The 21,564-nt window shown below is 62.3% G+C and carries 2 protein-coding genes (1 of these 2 only partly in view); both read right to left on the minus strand.

Going from position 1 to position 21,564, the window contains the following annotated elements:
* Positions 1-14,988, minus strand: a complete 14,988-nt coding sequence (locus ACOYXE_RS13015; RefSeq protein WP_460929541.1) for a non-ribosomal peptide synthase/polyketide synthase — start codon at positions 14,986-14,988, stop codon at positions 1-3.
* Positions 14,988-21,564, minus strand: the 3' portion of a protein-coding gene (locus ACOYXE_RS13020; protein WP_460929543.1) for a non-ribosomal peptide synthetase. It continues 5,744 nt past the right edge of the window; only the last 6,577 of its 12,321 coding nucleotides appear in the window; its start codon lies off the right edge, out of view; the stop codon is at positions 14,988-14,990. The genes ACOYXE_RS13015 and ACOYXE_RS13020 overlap by 1 nt, the downstream gene beginning before the upstream one ends.

Consider the following 21,564-nt stretch of genomic DNA (forward strand, 5'->3'; position numbering starts at 1 on the left):
TCAGGACATGGCTACTGGTTCAACGATCTCGCCGAGCATTTCTTCAGCCTCGGACAGGAAAGTTTCATCGCGCGGGATCTGGAAGTGCCCGCAATCGAGCCATTCGCCGCCCATACCCGGTTGCTCAAGTTGCGCCGCCAGTTCCACAGCCTCCTCTTCGCGACCCAGCGTCCACCAGCAGATCGGATTGACCGCCAACGGAGCACAGCGATCCAGTTGCAACGACAATTGCTTGAGCCGGCGTGCCACGCTGAACACATGGGCCAGTTCATCGGCGCCGAGTGCCACGTAGGTTGAAGCGCCACGTTCGACACTCATGGCGCCGGCGAACAGTGCCCGCAGGTTCTGCGGTGTTTCCTCACCGTCGATGCTCAAGTCCTGCGCAGCATCCGGCAGGGTCACCCGCAGGAAATCGCGCAGATCAGCCTGCCAGTCATCCACTGCGCCTTCGTTGACCTTGGCCGACGGCACGAAGCTGTCCACCAGGCCGACGAATTTCACGGTCTGACCAGCCTGTTCCAATTGCGCGGCCATCAACATCGCCAACGTCCCGCCCAGCGACCAGCCCAACAAGTGATACGGCCCGTGTGGCTGCTTCTCGCGAATCTGCGCCACGTAAGCGCTGGCCATGCTCTGCAACGACACATCGTTGAATGCCGGGTCCAAGAGCATGCGCGACTGAATTGCCAACACCTGACGACGACCGCTCAAACGGCGCGCCAACGGCTCGTAGTCGAACACCGTGCCGAAGCCTGCGTGGATGCAGAACAGCGGCGCAACGCCCTTGACCTCTGCGTTCATCGCCAACAGCCCGGAAGCTTTTTCGGCGCTGCCCTGCACACTGGCGACCAGTTCGGCGATGCTCGGTTTCTGCATCAGGTCGCGCAGTTTCAGGCTCAGCCCCTGAGCCTTGAGCACACGACTACGGGCCACCACTTGCAGGCTGAGAATCGAATCACCGCCCAGTTCGAAGAAGTTGTCGGTGAGGCCGACGCGTTCGATTTTCAGCACCTCCTGCCAAATCTTCGCCAGGGCCTTTTCCAGCTCAGTGCGCGGCGCCAGGTAATCCTGACGCTGTTCAGCGTCCGGGTTCGGCAGCGCCTTGCGGTCAAGCTTGCCGTTCGGCGTCAATGGCATGCGGTCGAGCAACATCAGGTGCGCAGGCACCATGTAGTCCGGCAAGCTGGCCTTGAGCTGCTCGCGCAGGCGTTCGCACAAACCATCGGTTTGCGTATCGGCATTCGCCAACACGTAGCCGAGCAATTGCTTGCCACTGGCCCCCTCACGGGCCACCACGGCCGCGTCGCGCACGCCTGGCTGCTGCTTGAGACGCGCCTCGACTTCACCCAGCTCAATGCGGAAACCACGGATTTTTACCTGATGGTCGATCCGTCCCAAGTAGTCGACAGTGCCGTCCTCGCGCTGGCGAACCAGGTCACCGGTGCGATACAGACGACTGCCGTCGGTGCTGAACGGGTTGGCCACAAAGCGCTCGGCGGTGCCGCCGGCACGGCCCAGATAACCACGGGCCAGCGCGCCGCCCAGGTACAGTTCACCGGCAACGCCCGCGGGTAATGGATTGAGGTCAGCGTCGAGCACATAACCGCTGCGCTCGCCGACCACACTGCCGATTGGCGCGTAGGCCGCACCGCACTGATCATCCGCACCGGCCTTCCAGATCAGCGGTGTGACCACGGTTTCCGTCGGCCCGTAACCGTTGATGATGTATTGCGGCTTGAGCGCACGTTTGGCCAGTTCGAAACTCGCCAACGGCACGGCATCGCCACCGAAGCAGTAAATACGCACCGCCGGCGGATTGCCGTCTTGCTCGGCGTGTTCGGCCAGTTGCTGCAAATACACTGGCGGGAACGCGGCCACGGTTACGTCGTATTCATGCAGAGCGCTGTACGTCTGCTCGGCGGTCCACAGGCTGTCGTCACGGATCAGCAAACGCGCGCCGTGTGTCAGAGTGGTCAACCAGCGCTCATGCGCGCCGTCGAACGCGAACGACATGAAGTGCAGCTCGCAATCGGCCTCACTCATTTCATAACGCTGACCGATCGCCTGGCAGTGCATCGCCAACGGGCCGTGAGCGACACCGACGCCTTTCGGCTGGCCGGTCGAACCGGAGGTATAGATCACGTAGGCGAGATTGCCCGGTTGCACCGCAACATCCGGTGCGCTGGCGGAGTGCGCGCTCAGATCCAGTTGATCGAGCTCCAGCACATGCAGGTTGTCCTGCGTTGGCAGCACCTGACGCAGACTCGAATCACTGAGCAGCAAGGCAATTCCGGAATCGCGCATCAGATAACTCAGGCGCTCACGCGGATAGGTCGCATCCAGCGGCACATAAGCGCCACCAGCCTTGAGCACCGCGAGCAACGCCACGATCATGTTTTCGCTACGCGGCAACGCCACGCCGACGCGTATTTCCGGGCCGACGCCTTCAGCGATCAGCGCATGGGCCAGACGGTTGGCGCGGGCGTCGATCTGCCCGTAACTGAAGGTCTGGCCATTGAAGATCAGCGCCGTCTGCTCACCACGCTGCGCCGCCCATTGAGCGATCCGCTGATGCACGGCCGGTGCTTGCGAAGCGGCCGGCACAACCTGCGCGGTAGCCGCCTGCCCCGTTGGCAGACCAATGCGCCCCAGCGGTTGCGCCGCATCCTGTGCCAACGCCGCAAGCAAGCCTTCCATGTTGCTGCGAATGCCTTCAACGGTCGCCCGGTCGAAATGCTCGCGCAGGAACATGTACTCGATCACCAGCCCCTCTTCGAGGGTGACCATCAAGTCCATCGGGAAGTTGGTCAGGCCGGCGTTGCTGATCTCGCCGAACTTCAGCGAGTCATCGCGCCACTCGCGCAGCGCTTGGTCGATCGGGTGGTTCTCGAACACGATGATGCTGTCGAACAGCGATTGCCCGGCACGTCCGGCCCAGCGCTGCACGTCGGTGAGCGGGGTGTATTCGCGCTCACGCATTTCCAGGTTGAAGTCCTGCAAGTCGCGCAGCCAGTCGCCGACCGCCTGCTCGGCCGGTACATCCTTGATCACCGGCAAGGTGTTGATGAACAGACCGAGGATCGATTCCGACGCCCGCAGACTCGCCGGGCGCCCCGCCACCGTGGCGCCGAACGCCACACAACGCTGACCGCTGTAACGGCTGAGCAGCATCAGCCACGCGCCCTGCACCAAGGTATTGAGGGTGACTTGCTGTGCTTGCGCGAAGGCTTTGAGCTGTTCGGTACGTTCTTCGCCCAGGCGGCTGTACAACGCTTCGTGGCCACGACCGCTGCCGGTGCGCGCCACGGCGTCGGCCAGATAAGTCGGCTCGTCGAGCTGACTCAGGTGCTGACGCCAGAACCCTTCACTGGCGTTGCCATCCTGCTGTTGCAGCCAGTTGATATAGCGGCGGTACGGCACGGCGTCGGCCAATGGCTTGCCGGAGTATTGGCTCAACACCTCACCGATCAACTGCGAACTGCTCCAGCCGTCGAGCAGAATGTGGTGGTAGGTCCAGATCAGTTGATAGCTGTCCTCGCCCACTTGCACCAGCGTCAGGCGTTGCAGCGGCGGCTGATCGAGATCGAAGCCCTTGGCTCGCTCGGCATCGGCCAACGCTTGCAGCGCTTCGGCCGAGTGATTCTGCTCGCGCCAGTCAAGCAGGCTGATTGGCAATTGCGGATCGGCGAGGACGAATTGCAGCGGCTCGGCCATGTCCTGCCAGAGGAATCCGGTGCGCAGGATATCGTGGCGTCGGCTGACGGTTGCCCAGGCGTCTTTCAACCGCGCGGGGTCAAGGCCCTGCACCGGAATGCACAACTGGTTGATGTAGAGATCCGACTCCGGCGCGTTCAGGCCGAGGAACAGCATGCCCTGCTGCATCGGCGACAGACGATAAAGACCTGCCAACTGATCTTGCGGCAGCGGCAATTGCGCGACTTGCACCTCACTCAGACCATGCAGCGGCACCTCGATCAGTGCTGCCACCGGCTTATCGCAGGAGGCTTCGACGCGCAGGGCCAATTGCGCAATCGTCGGGTGCTGGAACAGGTCCTTCGGACTCAGTTCCAGGCCTTGCTGACGGGCGCGGCTGACCACTTGAATCGAAATGATCGAATCGCCGCCCAGGGCGAAGAAGCTGTCGCTGGTGCTGACCTGTGCCAGCCCCAGCACGTCTTTCCAGATCTCCACCAACGCCTGCTCGGTGGCATTGACCGGGTCGACGTGTTGTTGCGCCGCCGTGAGTTCCAGAATCGGCAAGCGCTTGCGATCAATCTTGCCATTGGGCGTGAGCGGCATTTGCGCCAGCCACAGACGATGGGTCGGCACCATGTAATCCGGCAGCGTTGCGCCCAGCCAGGTACTGAGGCTGTCATGCAACTGACGTTGCTGCTCGGCGCTGGCGTCGACCGTCGCCGGATCACTCGGCACAAGGTAGGCGATCAACTGCTGGCTGCCCTGCACTTCACTGGCCACCACGACCGCTTCGCGTACGCCGTCATGCGCCACCAGGCGCGCTTCGATTTCGCCGAGTTCGATACGCAAACCGCGAATCTTCACCTGATGGTCGATCCGCCCCATGTACTCCAGCTCACCCTCTTCGCGTTCACGAATCAGGTCGCCAGTGCGGTACATGCGCTCACCGTTGCTGGCGAGTGGATTGGGCACAAACCGCTCGGCGGTCATGGCCGCACGGCCCAGATAACCGCGCGTTATGCCGGCACCGGAGAGGTACAGCTCCGCCGACACACCTTGCGGCACAACGTGCAGATCGGCATCGAGCAGATGGCTGGCGGTGTAGTTCAGGGCACGACCAATGCGCGCCTGACCACCGGCAACGCGGCGGGTCCAGGTCGAATAGGTGGTGTCTTCCGACGGGCCATAGAGGTCGTAGACGTGCTCGACCGTCGACTGCTGATACAACGCGTCGACCAGGCCTTGCTTGAGCGGTTCGCCGGCCAGATTGATGATGCGCACGCTCGCGGGGATCTGTCCGGCGCGTTGCAGTGCAGCGATGGCCGACGGCACGGTGTTGATCAGGCGTACCTGATCACGCGCTGGCAACTGCGGCAGTTCGAGAGCATTGCGCGCAATGATCAGCGAACCACCATTGGCCAAGGTGACAAACAGCTCCCACACCGACAGGTCGAAGCACACCGAAGTCGAGGCCAGCACGCCTTGGATGTCGTCGCGGCTGTAAACCTTGGCCGACCAGCCAATCAGCGCCATGACGTTGCGATGGGCAATCGCCACGCCTTTCGGTTTGCCAGTGGAACCGGAGGTGTAGATCACGTAGGCGAGGTTGTCCGGTATGACCGATGTTTGAGGTGCGCTAGCCGGATAAGCGTTCAGCGAAACCTGATCCATCAGCAGCACTTGCGTATCGCCCGGTACGCTCAGCGTCGCAGCGACCGCTTGCTCGGTGAGCAGCACCCGCGCACGGCTGTCTTCGAGCATGTAGGCAACGCGATCCGCCGGGTAATCCGGGTCCAGCGGCACATACGCGCCACCCGACTTGAGCACTGCCAACAGCGCAATCAGCAACTGCTCGGAACGCGGCATCGCCACGCCCACGCGCACTTCCGGGCCGACACCCAACTCGACCAACTTGTGCGCCAGACGATTGGCCTGCGCATCCAGTTCAGCGTAGGTCAGTTGTGTATCGGCGAAGGTCACCGCAAGCGCATCCGGAGTCGCCGCCACTTGGCGAGCGATGGCTTGATGAATGCACCGCTCGGCGACGAAATCGGTCTCGACGCTCGTGACATTATCGATCAGGTTCAACTCGCTGAGCGTACGTTCGCCCGACTCGCTCATTTGCCCGAGCAGGTGCTGCAAGAACCCGCCGAGCTGCACAATGCTGTGCGCCGCAAAGCTGTCGCACTGGTAGCTGAAGTGCATCGACAACTCATCGCTCAGATGTACCAACAGCGTCAGCGGATAGTTGGTCTGCTCATGGTTGTTGATCTCGCCGAAGCGCAATTCCTGCGGCGCGCCCTGCTCCAGCGCCTCGGACACCGGGTAGTTTTCAAACACCAGAATGTTGTCGAACAACGCTTCACCGTTGCGCGCCGCCCACCGCTGAATGTCGAACAACGGCGTGTGTTCATGCTCGCGCAACGTCAGATTCTGCGCCTGCACGCTCTGCAACCACTCACCTACGCTCGATTGCGAACGTGGGCTGGCGATCACCGGCAAGGTATTGATGAACAAACCGATCTGCTGCTCGACACCTTTGAGTTCCGCCGGACGCCCCGCCACCGTAGCGCCGAATGCGACGTTCTGTTGACCGGTCAAGCGCTGCAACAACAGCAACCAGGCCGCTTGAATCAGCGTGTTGAGGGTGACTTTCTGCTGCCGGGCAAACTCGCCCAACTGCCGGGTTTGCGCCGCGTCGAGCACACAGAAATGTTCGCCATGACCGTCTCGCGGGGCGTCGCCACGCTGCGCCTGAAGTGCTTGCGCCAACAGGGTTGGCGCTTCCAGGTCAGCCAGTTGCGCGGTCCAGTAATGTTCGCTGGCCTGCACGTCCTGACGCTGCAGCCATTCGATGTAATCGCGATAACGCCCGGCCAGCGTCGGCTGGGCAATGCCGCTGTAGCGCTGCAGCACTTCGCCGAGCAACTGCGAGTTGCTCCAGCCGTCCATCAGGATGTGGTGGTTGGTGTAGATCAAATGGCAGCGCTGATCGTCCAGGCGCACCACGACCATACGCAATAGCGGCCCCTGACTCAGGTCGAAACCTTGCGCCTGCTCGGCACTGGCCAGCGTGTCCAGTTCAGTCCGGCAGTCGCCCCGCTCGCGCCAGTCGAGCACGCTGAATGGCATGTCCAGTTGCTTGTGCACCACTTGCACCGGGCGCGCCAGTTCACCTTGCCAGACAAAACTGGTGCGCAGGATGTCGTGGTTATCCACCGCCGCTTGCCAGGCCTGCTGGAAGCGCTGCGGGTCGAGGCCTTCGACGTCGAGACGGACCTGGTTGATGTAATCACCGGTGGCCTGTTCGTAGAGACTGTGGAACAACATGCCCTGCTGCATCGCCGACAGCGGATAGACATCGGCAATCTGCTGGACCGGCAAAGGCAAGCCGTCGAGTTGTGCCTGGGTCAGCGCCGCCAAAGGGAAGTCCGACGGCGTCAGGCCTTCGACGCCCGGGGTCAGGCAATGCTCGATCAAAGCGGCCAGTTCTTTGGCGTAATCCGCCGCCAGTGCTTCGATCACGGCGTTGTCGAAACGCTCGCTGCTGAAGGTCCAGCCCACGCGCAGTTCACCGCCATACACCTGACCGTTGAGGGTCAGCCAGTTACCCATTGGCGCGTCCGGGCTCTGGTCGAGACCGGCATTGTCCGGCGCCGGAGCGAACAGCGCGCCGTCATCGCCCTCGAAACTGCCGTCGAACTGGCCGAGGTAGTTGAAGGTGATGCGCGGGGTCGGCAAGGTGCGCAGGCTCTGTTGTGCCTGAGCATCGCCAAGGTGACGCAGCGCACCGAAACCGATGCCCTTGTTGGGGATCGAGCGCAGTTGTTCCTTGATCTGCTTGATCGACTCGCCCGGCGTAGCCGCCGGGGTCAGACGCACCGGGAACAGACTGGTGAACCAGCCCACGGTGCGGGTCAGATCGACGCCGTCGAACAGCTCTTCACGGCCATGGCCTTCGAGCTGAATCAGCGTCGATGACTGCCCGCTCCAGCGCCCGATCACCCGCGCCAGCGCCGTCAACAACAGGTCGTTGACCTGAGTGCGATAAGCCGCCGGCGCTTCTTGCAACAGTTGTCGGGTCAGCTCCGCGCCCAGTTTGGTCTGTACCGTCTGCGCCAGTCTGTTCTGCTGACCGGCGTCCATCCGCTTGCACGGCAGATCGCTGCCGACATCACTCAGGCATGCCTGCCAGTAAGCCAGTTCCTGTTGCAACGCCGCGCTGTTGGCGTAGCGCTGCAAGTGCTCGCTCCAGTCCTTGAAGGCACTGGTTTTGGACGGCAGGTTCAGGGGCTGACCGTCGAGCACTTGTTGATAAGCGTTTTGCAGATCCTCCAGCAGAATCCGCCACGACACACCGTCGACAGCCAGGTGATGGATCACCAGCTGCAAACGCTGAGTACCATCGGCCAGATTCACCAGCACCGCCCGTAGCAACGGCCCGCTCTGCAGGTCGAGGCTGCGCTGGGCACGATTGCCCAAGGCTTCCAGCGCAGCGGCATCGGTGACGTCTTCTTGCCACAGCAGGTTGTGCGGCTGCGCTTCAATCGCGCGGTGCTCGGCCTGCCACACGCCGTTGTGCAGAGTGAAGCTCAGGCGCAAGGCATCGTGATGCGCGACCAGCGCGCGCAATACTTGCTCGATTTTCTCCGCGTCCAGCGGCTGACGCGGCTTGAGCAACACCGACTGGTTCCAGTGCTGACGCTCAGGGATATCGTCTTCGAAAAACTGCTGCTGGATCGGCAGCAACAACGCCGCGCCGGTGACCGCTTGCTGGTCGATGCTCGTTTCATCGTCGCCCAACTGCGCGACCAGCGCCAGACGCTGAATGGTCTGGTGCTGGAACAAGTCTTTCGGATTCAGCCGAATGCCGGCCTGCCGTGCGCGGCTGACCACCTGAATCGAAATGATCGAGTCGCCACCCAATTCGAAGAAGTTATCGTTGAGGCCCACTTGCGGCAGCTTCAGCACGTCTTGCCAGATCGCCGCCAAGCGCTGTTCCAGCTCGCTTTGCGGCGCCTGATAGGCCTGCTGCGCCTGACTGGCATCCGGCGACGGCAACGCGCTGCGGTTGAGCTTGCCGTTGGCCGTCAGCGGCAATTGCCCGAGCAGCAACAGGTGCGCCGGGATCATGTGATCCGGCAGGTTTTCCTTGAGCTCGGCACGCACGCTGTCGCGCCATTGCGCTTGCTCAGCGGCGCTGGCGTCGAGCAACGCCGCATCGTTCGGCACTAGCCAAGCAACCAGTTGCTGACCACTGAGGCCCGGTTGCGCCAGCACCACCGCCTGACGCACGGCAGTCTGTTCGAGCAGTTGCGCTTCGATCTCACCGAGTTCGATACGGAAACCGCGAATCTTCACCTGATGGTCGATCCGCCCGATGTATTCGATCACGCCGTCAGCGCGATAACGCGCCAGGTCGCCGGTGCGGTACAGACGACCGCCGTCAGCGGCAAACGGATCGGGGATGAAGCGCAACGTAGTCAGATCGGCACGGTTCAGATAACCGCGCGCCAGACCGGCGCGACCAACATACAGCTCGCCGATGCAGCCCTTGGCTACCGGGTTCAGGTCGCCGTCGAGCAGGTACCACGACAGGTCAGGAATCGGCTCGCCGATCGGGCTGCTCGCGTCACGCTGCAAATCGGCCATCGACAACGGCCGGTAGGTCACGTGCACGGTGGTTTCAGTGATGCCGTACATGTTGATCAGTTGCGGCGCCTGATCGCCGAAACGCTCGAACCATGGACGCAGGCTCTTCACTTCCAGTGCTTCACCGCCAAACACCACGTAACGCAGCGCCAGTTGTTGCGCGGCGTGCTCCGGAGCACAGGCGACTTGCATCAACTGCTTGAACGCCGAAGGCGTCTGGTTGAGCACGGTGATGCCTTCGCGGCACAGCAAGGCAAAGAAATCTTCCGGCGCACGGCTGACCTCGTAAGGCACCACCACCAGTTTGCCGCCGTACAGCAACGCGCCGAAAATCTCCCACACGGAGAAGTCGAACGCATAGGAGTGGAACAGGCTCCACACATCTGAAGGGCCGAAATCGAACCAGGCATCAGTGGCTTCGAACAGGCGCAGCACATTGCGATGGGCGAGCAAGGTGCCTTTGGGCTGGCCGGTCGATCCCGAGGTGTAGATCACGTACGCCAGGTTATCCGCGCTCATGCTCACGTGCGGATTGCTGTCGCTGTAGCCCTCGAGGTCTTCGCGATCCTGATCGAGCATCAGGCTGCGCACCGAATCCGGCACCGGCAGACGACCGAGCAGATGGCTTTGGGTCAACAGCAGGCCAATGCCGCTGTCGCCAATCATGTAGCTCAGGCGCTCTTCCGGGTAGCTTGGGTCCAGCGGCACGTAAGCACCGCCCGCCTTGAGAATGGCGAGCAGTCCGACCAGCATGTCGAGACTGCGTTCGGCTGCCAGACCGACGCGCACGTCCGGGCCGACGCCGCTGGCAATCAGCTTGTGCGCCAACTGGTTGGCGCGGCTGTTGAGCTCAAAGTAGCTCAAGGACTGCTCGGCATACGTCACGGCAACCGCGTACGGTGCGCGGGCGGCCTGGGCTTCGATCAAGTGATGCAGGCACTGCTCGCTTGGGAAGTCGGCCACGGCCGGGTTCCATTGCAGCAGGGTCGCGCCGCGCTCGGTGGCATCGTGCAGTGGCAGTTCGGCGATACGCTGGGCGCTGTCGGCGACGATGCCTTGCAGCAGATTCGTCCAGTGTTGCGACAGACGCTCGATGGTCTCGACGTCGAACAGGTCGGTGGCGTAAGTCAGCTCGGCCCAGACATTGTCGGTCGACTCAAAGGTGTTCAGCGTCAGATCGAACTGCGCGGTATTGGACGCCCAAGGCAAGCCTTCGATCTGCAGTTGCGGCAGGCGTGTCGCGCCCTGCGCCTGACGCGCCTGGCTCTGGTGGTTGTGCATCACCTGGAACAGCGGGCTGTGGCTGAGGCTGCGTTCCGGTTGCAGCGCGTCGACCAGTTGCTCGAACGGCAGATCCTGATGGGCCTGAGCGCCGAGCACGGTGTTCTTCACTTGTTGCAACAGGCTGCGGAACGTCTGCTGGCTGTCGAATTCGGCCTTGAGTACCTGAGTGTTGACGAAAAAGCCAATCAGCCCTTCAGTCTCGACCCGATTACGGTTGGCCACTGGCACGCCGACACGGATGTCGGCCTGACCGCTGTAGCGGTGCAGCAAGGTCTGGAACGACGCCAGCAGCAGCGCGAACAGGGTGACGTTTTCACGCTGCGCGACGTGCTTGAGGGCAGTGGCCAGTTCGAGGCTCAGCGGGATGTCGCGACGCGCGCCGCGATAGCTTTGCTCGGCGGGACGCGGACGATCGGTCGGCAGCTCCAGCAACGGCTGATCGCCATCGCCGAGTTGCGCGGTCCAGTAGCTCAGTTGACGCTCGCGCTCGCCGGCGTCCATCCACTGTTTCTGCCACACGGCGTAGTCGGCGTATTGCACCGGCAGCGCGGGCAATGTCGCGGTCTGCCTCTGGCTGTAGGCGGCATAGAGCGCCACCAGTTCATCGACCATGATGTTCATCGACCAGCCATCGGAGACGATGTGGTGCAAGGTGATCACCAGCGCATGGTCATCGGCGGCCAGGCGCAGCAGTTTCACCCGCAGCAACGGGCCTTGCTGCAAATTGAACAGGTGCAGGGTTTCTGCGGCGACCAGCGCTTGCAACGCTGCATCGTCCAGCCCGGCAACGTCCTGCACTTGCAGATTCAGCGTGCCGTGGGCCTGAATCACTTGCAGGGTCTGGCCCTGCTCTTCGACGAAGCAGGTGCGCAGGGACTCGTGGCGCTCGATCAGCGCATTGAAGCTTTGCTGCAACGCCGGCAGATCCAGTTCGCCACGCAGACGCAGTGCCGCCGGAACGTGATAAGCGCTGCTGGTCGGTTCCAGCTGCCAGAGGAACCATTGGCGTTCCTGTGCATAGGAAAGCGCCAGCGGTTGCAGGCGTGGCAAGGCAACAATCGGTGGTTCCTGAGTGGCTTGATCGACACCCAATGCAGCAACGAAATCTTCCAGCGTGCTGTGTTCGAACAGCGTGCGCAGCGGCACCTGAACGTTCAGCGCCTGACGCACACGGGAGACCACTTGCGTTACCAGCAAGGAATGGCCGCCGAGTTCGAAGAAGTTGTCACTGAGGCTGACACGCTCAAGCTTGAGCACCGCTTGCCAGATCTCGGCGACGGTGTGTTGGGTGGCGGTTTGCGGCGCGCTGTAAGTCGATTGCAACTGGCTGGCGTCGGGTGCCGGCAAGGCTTTGCGGTCGACTTTGCCGTTGGGCGTCAGCGGCAGTTGCGCGAGGAACAACAGGTGCGCCGGCACCATGTATTCCGGCAGCTCAGCCTTGAGGCTGGCTTTCAGTGCGGCGCGCAGTTCGACTTCGTCAACAGCACTGGCGGACGGCACCACATAGCCGACCAGTTGCGGACCGGTCGGGCCGTCCTGAGCGACGACGACGGTTTCACGCACGCTGTCCAACGCAAGCAAGCGCGCTTCGATCTCGCCAAGCTCGATACGGAAACCACGGATTTTCACTTGATGGTCGATGCGCCCGATGTACTCGATCACGCCTTCTGCGCGATAACGGGTCAGGTCGCCGGTGCGGTACAGACGCGCGCCGTTTGCCGAAAACGGATCCGGCACAAAACGTTCAGCGGTCAGGCTCGGACGCTGGAAATAACCACGCGCCAGACCGTCACCACCAATCAGCAATTCACCGGGTGCGCCGAGCGGATTCAACTCAAGGTCGCTGCCGAGGATGTACAGCGCGGTGTTGTCGATCGGCGTGCCAAGGAATGGACGACTGTCGTCCACGCTCAGCGCATGTTGCGCCGACCAGATCGTGGTTTCGGTCGGGCCATACAGGTTCCACACACTCGGCGTCAGCGCCAGCATGCGCTGGGCCAGTTCCTGCGGCAGCGCTTCACCGCCACAGAGGAACGTGCGGCCCTTGAGAATCGCTGCGTGTTCGTTGTCGAGCAGCATGCGCCAGGTCGATGGCGTGGCTTGCAGCACGCTGACGGCATGACGCTCGATCAGTTCGAGCACCGCTTGCGGGTCTTGATGCACGTCCTTGCCGGTCAGTACCACACAGGCGCCGGCGAGCAGCGGGCCGTAGATTTCCAGGCCGAAAATATCGAAGGAGAACGTGGTCAGCGACAGCATGCGATCCGCAGCGGCAATCCCCGGCTGCTTGATCATGCTCGCGACAAAGTTGCGCAGCGCCGCGTGGCGTACCATCACGCCTTTCGGTTTGCCGGTAGAGCCAGAGGTGTAGATCGTGTACGCCAAGTGTTCGCCATTGACGGCAACGTCCGGCGCGGTCTGTGGGTAAGCCGCCAGCCAGTCACCGGGCTGATCGAGCAACAGGGTTTGCACACCCGCCGGGATCGGCAATTGCGCCTGCAAGTGCGTTTGGGTCAGCAGCAATTGCAGACCGCTGTCTTCGATCATGTAGGCCAGACGATCCTCGGGATACGCCGGGTCCAGCGGCACATAAGCGCCACCGGCCTTGAGGATCGCCAGCAGGCCGACGATCATCTCAACGCTGCGCTCGACCGCGATGCCGACCAACTGATCCGGGCCGACGCCGGCCTTGATCAGGTGATGCGCCAGTTGATTGGCCCGGGTATCCAGTTCGCCATACGTCAGCACCTCGTCGCCGATGATCAGCGCCGTGGCCTGCGGGTTTTGTTGCGCCTGCAAGGCAAAGTCCTGCTGCACGCACTCGGCCTGCGCACTGTGATCCGCCACGCGCAACCAGTCCTGCAACAACACGCCGTGTTCAGCGCTGTCCAGCAGCGGCAGTTCGCCGACACGCTGGGTTGGCGCGGTGATGATGCCTTGCAACAGGTTCTGCCAGTGACGGGCCAGACGCTCGACGGTTTCCGGTTTGAACAGATCGGTGGCGTAGGTCAGCTCGGCGGCAAAACCGTCATTCGATTCATAGGTATTGAGGGTCAGGTCGAATTGCGCGGTGCGCCCTTCCCACTGCACATCCTCGACGCTCAGTTGCGGCAGTTGCACCGCGCCACGGCCCTGATCACGGCTGGTCTGATGGTTGAACATCACTTGGAACACCGGGCTGTGGCTCAGGCTGCGTTCCGGTTGCAGCGCTTCGATCAACTGCTCGAACGGCAGATCCTGATGCGCTTGGGCGGCCATCGCCGCTTGCTTGACCTGCGCCAGCAATTGGTTGAACGGCAGTTGACCATTGACCTCGGCATTCAAGACCTGGGTGTTGACGAAGAAGCCAATCAGGCCTTCAGTTTCGACCCGGTTGCGGTTGGCAGTCGGCACGCCGACACGAATCTGCGCCTGGCCACTGTAGCGATGCAGCAACGCCTGGAACGACGCCAGCAACACCATGAACAGGCTCGCGCCTTCACGCTGGGCCAGTTGTTTGAGCGCATCGCCGAGGGCGGCTGGCAGGTCCAGTTGCAGACGTGCACCGCGCAGGCTTTGCACCGCCGGGCGCGGAAAGTCGATGGGCAATTCCAGCACCGGCTGCTCGCCGTCCAGCGTCTTGATCCAGTAAGCCAGTTGCCGCTCACGCTCGCCCGCTTCCAGCCAGTGACGCTGCCAGATCGCGTAGTCGGCGTATTGCACCTCCAGTTCCGGCAATGCCAGTGGCTGCCCGGCGGTGTCGGCGGCGTAATGCTGGATCAACTCGTTGACCAGCACTTTGATCGACCAGCCATCGGAGATGATGTGGTGCTGGATCAACACCAGCACATGATCGTCATCGGCGACCTTGAGCAATGCCACGCGCAGCAGCGGCCCCTGTTGCAGATTGAACGGGCGCGTGGTTTCGCTTTCGACGAACGCCTTGATCGCCGCCTCTGCGCCAGCGGTGTCGAGGCCGGCCGGTAAAGGGGCCAGGGTGATGCTCAGCGGCAACTGCGGGTGAATCACCTGACAGAAAGTTTCGCCGTGCTCGGCGAACGTGGTGCGCAAACTTTCATGACGCGCGGCCACGGCATTGAAGCTGCGCTCCAGCGCCGCCACGTCCAGCTGCCCCTTGAGGCGCAAGGCGCTGGGAATGTGATACGCGGTGCTGTGCGGGTCCATTTGCCAGAGGAACAGTTGGCGTTCCTGAGCGTACGACAGAGGAATCGCTGCAAACCCGGAACGTGTTTCCGGGATCGGCAGGTTGGCCGGAGAGACGCCCTCTTCGAGCATCTTTTCCAGGTACAGCTTACGTTTGTCCAGCGGCAGAGTGATAAAGCGCTTGGCTACCCTCAAAGCAACACTCTTGTCCATCAGACTTCCTCCATATCGTCAAGCAGGGCTTCCAGCTTGTTCAGTTTCTGTTCGTTGATTGCCCCGCCTTCTGTATCGAGTCGAGCGACAAAGTCGCTCAGGACGGGGTGCTGGAATAACAGTTGCGGGGTCAGCGTCAGGCCCAGTTCAAGGGCCATGCGCGACACCACGTTGACCGCCAGCAGCGAGTGCCCGCCCAGTTCGAAGAAGTGATCGTTCAGACCAATGCGTTCAACCTCGAGCACTTGCTGCCAGATCGCCGCGACCTGCTGCTCAAGCTCACTCTGCGGCGCGACATACGCGGCCTGCATCTGGCTGGCATCCACCGCTGGCAGGGCCTTGCGGTCGAGTTTGCCGTTGGGCGTCAGTGGCAACTGCTCAAGGAACAGCAGGTGCGCGGGAATCATGTAGTCAGGTAACGAAGACTTGAGGCCAGTCTTTAGTCCGTCGCGCAGTTGCCGCTGCGCTTCACCGTCATACAGATCCAGTTGCGCGGCGACCACGTAGGCCACCAGTTGCGCACCGCCCTCGCCTTCAACGGCAAGCACCGCCGCTTCGGTGACCACCGGTTGCGCGAGCAATCGCGCCTCGATCTCGCCCAGTTCGATGCGGAATCCACGAATTTTCACCTGATGGTCGATCCGCCCCATGTACTCCAGCTCGCCCTCTTCGCGTTCACGAATCAGGTCGCCGGTGCGGTACATGCGCTCGCCATTGCCAACCAACGGGTTCGGCACAAAGCGCTCAGCGGTCATCGCCGCACGACCCAGATAACCGCGGGTGATGCCGGCACCAGACAAGTACAGCTCCGCCGAAACCCCGTGCGGTACCGCTTGCAGATCGGCGTCGAGCAAGTGACTGGCGCTGTGATCGAGAGCACGACCGATGCGCGGCTGGCCACCGGCGGTGCGATGAGTCCACGTCGAATAGGTGGTGTCTTCCGACGGGCCGTAAAGGTCGTAGACATGCTCAACGGTGGGCTGTTGATACAGCGCGTCGACCAGCCCTTGTTTCAGCGGCTCACCGGCCAGGTTGATGATGCGCACGCTCGGCGGAATCTGCCCGGCGCGTTGCAGCGCAGCGATGGCCGACGGCACGGTGTTGATCAGGCGTACCTGATCGCGCGCCGGCAGGTTCGGCAACTCCAGCGCGTTGCGCGCGATGATCAGCGAACCGCCATTGGCCAACGTGACAAACAGCTCCCACACCGACAGGTCGAAGCACACCGAAGTTGACGCCAGCACGCCTTGAATGTCGTCACGGCTGTAGACCTTGGCCGACCAATCGATCAGCGCCATGACATTGCGGTGGGCAATCGCCACGCCTTTCGGTTTGCCGGTGGAACCGGAGGTGTAGATCACATACGCGAGGTTGTCCGGCTGCACTTTGGTTTGCGGTGCGACGGCTGAATAACCGCTCAGCGAATCCTGATCCATCAGCAGCACCTGCGTATCGCCCGGCACGCTCAGCGTCGCCGCGACTGCTTGCTCGGTGAGCAGCACTCGTGCACGGCTGTCTTCAAGCATGTAGGCAACGCGATCGGCCGGGTAATCCGGGTCCAGCGGCACATAAGCGCCACCCGACTTGAGCACCGCCAACAGCGCAATCAGCAACTGCTCGGAACGCGGCACCGCCACGCCTACGCGCACTTCAGGACCGACACCGAGCTCGATCAACTTGTGCGCGAGACGGTTGGCCTGCGCGTCCAGTTCGCCGTAGGTCAATCGTGTATCGGCGAAGGTCACCGCCAGTGCATCCGGGGTCGCCGTCACTTGGCGAGCGATGGCTTGATGAATGCATAGCTCGGTGACGAAGTCGGTGTCGACGTTCGTGATGTGGTCGATCAGGTTCAACTCGCTCAACGAACGTTCACCTGCTGCAGCCATCTGCGTCAGCAAACGCTGCAGACTCGCGCCCAACTGCGCCACGCTGGCCGGGGCGAAGCTGTCGCGCTGGTAACTGAAGTGCACCGACAGTTGCGCGCCCATGCTCACCAGCAAGGTCAACGGATAGTTGGTCTGTTCCTGATTGACCACTGCACCAAAACGCAAACCCTGCGGCGCGCCGCGCTCCAGCGCTTCGCCAATCGGATAGTTCTCGAAAACCATCAGGCTGTCGAACAGTGCGTCACCGCCCTGCCCGGCCCAGCGCTGAAGGTCCGCCAGCGGCGTGTGTTCGAACTCGCGTGAAGCGAGGTTCTGCGCCTGCACGGCTTGCAGCCAACTGGCCAGACTCTGCTGCGTTTGCGGCGCGGCCACCACAGGCAAGGTGTTGATGAACAGACCGATCTGTTCTTCGGCTCCCGGCAGATCCGCCGGACGCCCGGCCACGGTCGCGCCGAACGCCACGCAGTCCTTGCCGGTGTAGCGCTGCAACAGCAGCAGCCATGCGGCTTGCACCAGCGTGTTAACGGTGACTTTCGAGGCCCGGGCAAATTCACCCAGACGCACGCTCAGATCAGCATCCAGCACTTGGTAATGGTCGCCGTAACCGACACTTGGCAAAGCATCGACTGGCCGTGCAATGGCATTGGCCAGACGCGTCGGCTCGTGCAGAGGTTCCAGCGCCGCCAGCCAGTAGGCTTCAGCCGCCGTTGCATCCTGACGTTGCAGCCAACCGATGTAATCGCGATAGCGACCCGCCGGACGCGGCACCGCTTCGCCGCGATAATGCTGCAGCACTTCGCCGAGCAATTGCGCACTGCTCCAGCCATCCATCAGGATGTGATGGTTGGTGTAAATCAGGTGATGACGATCAGTCGCCGTGCGCACCAGCACCAGACGCAGCAGCGGCGCACAGGTCAGGTCCAGCCCCAGTGCGCGCTCCTCATCAGCCAGGGTTTGCAACGCCGAATCCAGATCAGCCTTGCCGCTCCAGTCGAGCACACTGAACGGCACGTCCACCTGCCGTTGCACCACTTGCACCGGTTGCGGCAAGTCGCCCTGCCAGAAGAACCCCGTGCGCAGAATGTCGTGGGCATCCACCACCGCTTGCCAGGCAGCGCGGAAACGCTGCGGATCGACGCCATCGACGTCCAGGCGCATCTGGTTGATATAGTCGCCACTGCCCTGTTCGAGCAGGGTGTGGAACAACATACCCTGCTGCATCGGCGATAGCGGGTAGATGTCATCGATGCCTTGCGGCTCCAGCACCAGCGCATCCAGTTGCGCTTGCGACAGTTGCGCCAGCGGGAAGTCCGACGGCGTCACGCCGCGGTTGCCGCTGTCGCAACAGTGGCCGATCAGTGCTGTCAGCTCCTGCACATAGTCATCGGCCAGACGCTGAATGGTCGCCGCGTCGAACATGGCGCCGCTGTAAGTCCAGCTCAGGTCCAACTCGCCGCCGAAGACTTTGCCGTTCAGCGCCAGCGGGTTGCCCAGCGGCCCTTGCATATTGACTTCGGCGCCACCGGATTCGCTGGTCGGTGCGAACAAGGCTTGGTCGGCCACATCGAAACTGCCATCGAACTGGCCCAGATAGTTGAAGGTCAGGCGCGGTGCCGGCAAGGCCTGCAGCGTTTCGCGAGCCTGCGCATCGCCCAGATGTGCCAGCGCACCGAAGCCGATGCCTTTGTGCGGAATCGCCCGCAACTGCTCCTTGATCTGTTTCAGCGAAGCCCCCAGCTCAGCCACTGGCGACAGACGCGCCGGGAACACACTGGTGAACCAACCGACCGTGCGGGTCAGATCGATGTTGTCGAAGAGGTCTTCGCGACCGTGGCCCTCAAGCAAGACCAACGCGTTGTCAGCACCGGTCCAGCGCACCATCACTCGCGCCAGTGCCGTCAGCAGTAGATCGTTGACCTGCGTGCGATAGGCGGCCGGAGCGTTCTGCAGCAACTGGCGGGTGAGGTTTTTGTCGAGGTTGCGGCGGATCGTCAGCGCCTGATCGTGTTGCTGCCCACCGTCCGGATGGTCGTAAGGCAAGGCAGCCGAAGCGCCCTGCAACTGCTGCTGCCAGAAGCTCAATTCTGCCTGCCGCGCCGGGGTTGCCGAGTAGTCCTGCAAGGCCGCTGCCCAGGCTTTGACCGCACTGGTCTTGGCCGGCAATTGCACGGGTTGACCGGCAAGGATCTGCCGGTAAGCGTTCTGCAGGTCTTCGAACAGAATTCGCCACGACACGCCGTCGACTACCAGGTGATGAACGATCAGCAACAGGCGTTGCGTACCGTCAGCCAGGTTCGCCAGCACCGCGCGAATCAGCGAGCCGCCGCTCAATTGCAAGCTGCGCTGGGCCTTTTCACCCAGGGCCTGCAGCGCCGCGAGATCAGCCACCTCGACTTGCCAGAGGATGGTCTCGCCCGCTTGCGTTGCAGCATCGCGGTATTGCGCGACCCAGCCGTCAGCCTGCTCGACAAAGTCCAGACGCAAGCTGTCGTGATGCAGTACCAAAGCGTCCAGCGCTTGTTCCAGCAGCTGCGCGTCCAGCGCCTGATTCGGCTTGAGCATCACCGACTGGTTCCAGTGATGACGATCGGGAATCGCCTGCGCGAAGAATTCCTGATGAATCGGCAACAGCGCAGTGCTGCCCGTCACCGGTTGCTGATCAATCGACTGCAGCGCTTCACCGGTCTGCGCCACCAACGCCAACGCCGCGATGGTCTGGTGCTGAAAAAGGTCTTTCGGTGTAAAGCGAATCCCGGCCTGCCGTGCACGGCTGACCACCTGAATCGAAATGATCGAGTCGCCGCCCAGCTCGAAGAAGTTGTCGCTGACGCCCACTTGCTCAAGTTTGAGCACGTCCTGCCAGATCGTCGCCAGTTGCTGTTCTAGCGCGGTTTGCGGTGCAACGTAAGTTTGCTGCAGTTGGCTGACGTCCGGTTTCGGCAGGTTCTTGCGATCCAGTTTGCCGTTCGGTGTCAGCGGCATGCGTTCCAGACGCAGCACGTACGCCGGCACCATGTGCGCCGGCAACGTCGCCTTGAGTTGTGCACGCAGATCGTCGGTGAAGCCGGCACGGTCTGCATCGCCGACTACATACGCCACCAGGCGCTTGCCACTGCCGGCGCTGCCTTCCTGCGCGACGACCACCGCTTCGCGCACGCCGTCGAGGGCTTGCAGCGCCGCTTCGACTTCGCCGAGCTCGATGCGGAAGCCACGAATTTTCACCTGATTATCGATGCGATCCAGATAGTCGAACGTGCCATCGCCACGCTGACGCACCAGGTCGCCCGTGCGATAAAGCAAACCGCCGGTGGTGCTGAACGGATCAGCGACAAAGCGCTCGGCGGTCAGACCCGGACGGTTCAGGTAACCCCGCGCCAACCCTGTACCACCAAGGTACAACTCACCGGCCATGCCTTGCGGCAGCAGGTTCAAATCGGCGTCGAGCACATAAGCGCTACGGTCACCAATGCGGCTGCCGATTGGCGCATAGGCTGCACCGCATGGCACTTCGCGTCCGGCCTTCCAGATCAGTGGGGTGACCACGGTTTCGGTCGGGCCGTAACCGTTGATGATGTAGTCCGGATCGAGCGCGCGTTTAACCCGCTCGAAACTCGCGTTCGGCACCGCATCACCGCCGAAGCAATAGATACGCACCTTCGGCGGATTGCCGACGCGCTCGGCGTGTTCGGCCAGTTGTTGCAAGTACACCGGCGGGAAGGCGACCACGGTTACGCCGTGTTCGATCATTGCGTTGTAGGTCTGCTCCGGCGTCCACAGCGTGTCGTCGCGAATCAGCAGCGACGCACCGTGAGTCAGGCTGGTCAGCCAGCGTTCGTGGGCACCATCGAAGGCGAACGACATGAAGTGGAATTCGCAGTCGCTGTCACGCATCTCATAGCGCTGACCAATGGCCTGACAGTGCATGGCCAACGGGCCGTGCGCGACGCTGACGCCTTTCGGGTTGCCGGTGGAACCGGAGGTGTAGATAACGTAGGCGAGGTTGTGCGGATCGAGTTGCACCTGCGGTGCCTTGATCGGCAGCTCACGCAAATCGAGGCGATCCAGTTCCAGCAGCGGCACCGCTTCATCGACCGGCAATTGCGCCGACACCGACGAGTCGCTGATCAGCAGCGCCAGCCCGGAATCTTCGATCAGATAGGCCAGACGCTCGCGCGGATAACTGGTGTCCAGCGGCACATAGGCGCCGCCCGCCTTGAGCACGGCCAGCAGCGCGACGATTACCGACTCACTGCGCGGCAACGCTACGCCAACGCGGGTTTCGGCACCGACACCACGGGCGATCAGCGCGTGCGCCAGTTGATTGGCTCGCTGGTCGATTTCGCCGTAGCTGAAATGCTGATCATTGAAAATCACCGCTGTGCGTTGCGGATTTTCAGCGGCCAATGCGGCAATGCGCTGATGCACGCCGATGTCCACCGGGTACGGCTGCGGGTGGTTTTCGGCTTGCTGGCGTGCCTGCTCTTGAGCATCTGCCAGAGCGATTTCACCGAGATTGCGCTCGGCCGACAGGGCGAACTGTTCCAACAATTGCAGCAGGTGTGCACTGATGCCGGCGACGACATCGCTGTCAAACTGGCCGCGATCAAAGCTGTAGTGCAACGCCAGTTGCTGGCCAAGCGTGACCGCCACGCTCAGTGCATAGTGCGTCTGTTCGAGGTTACCGACCTCG

The organism is Pseudomonas sp. MC6 (assembly GCF_054790575.1).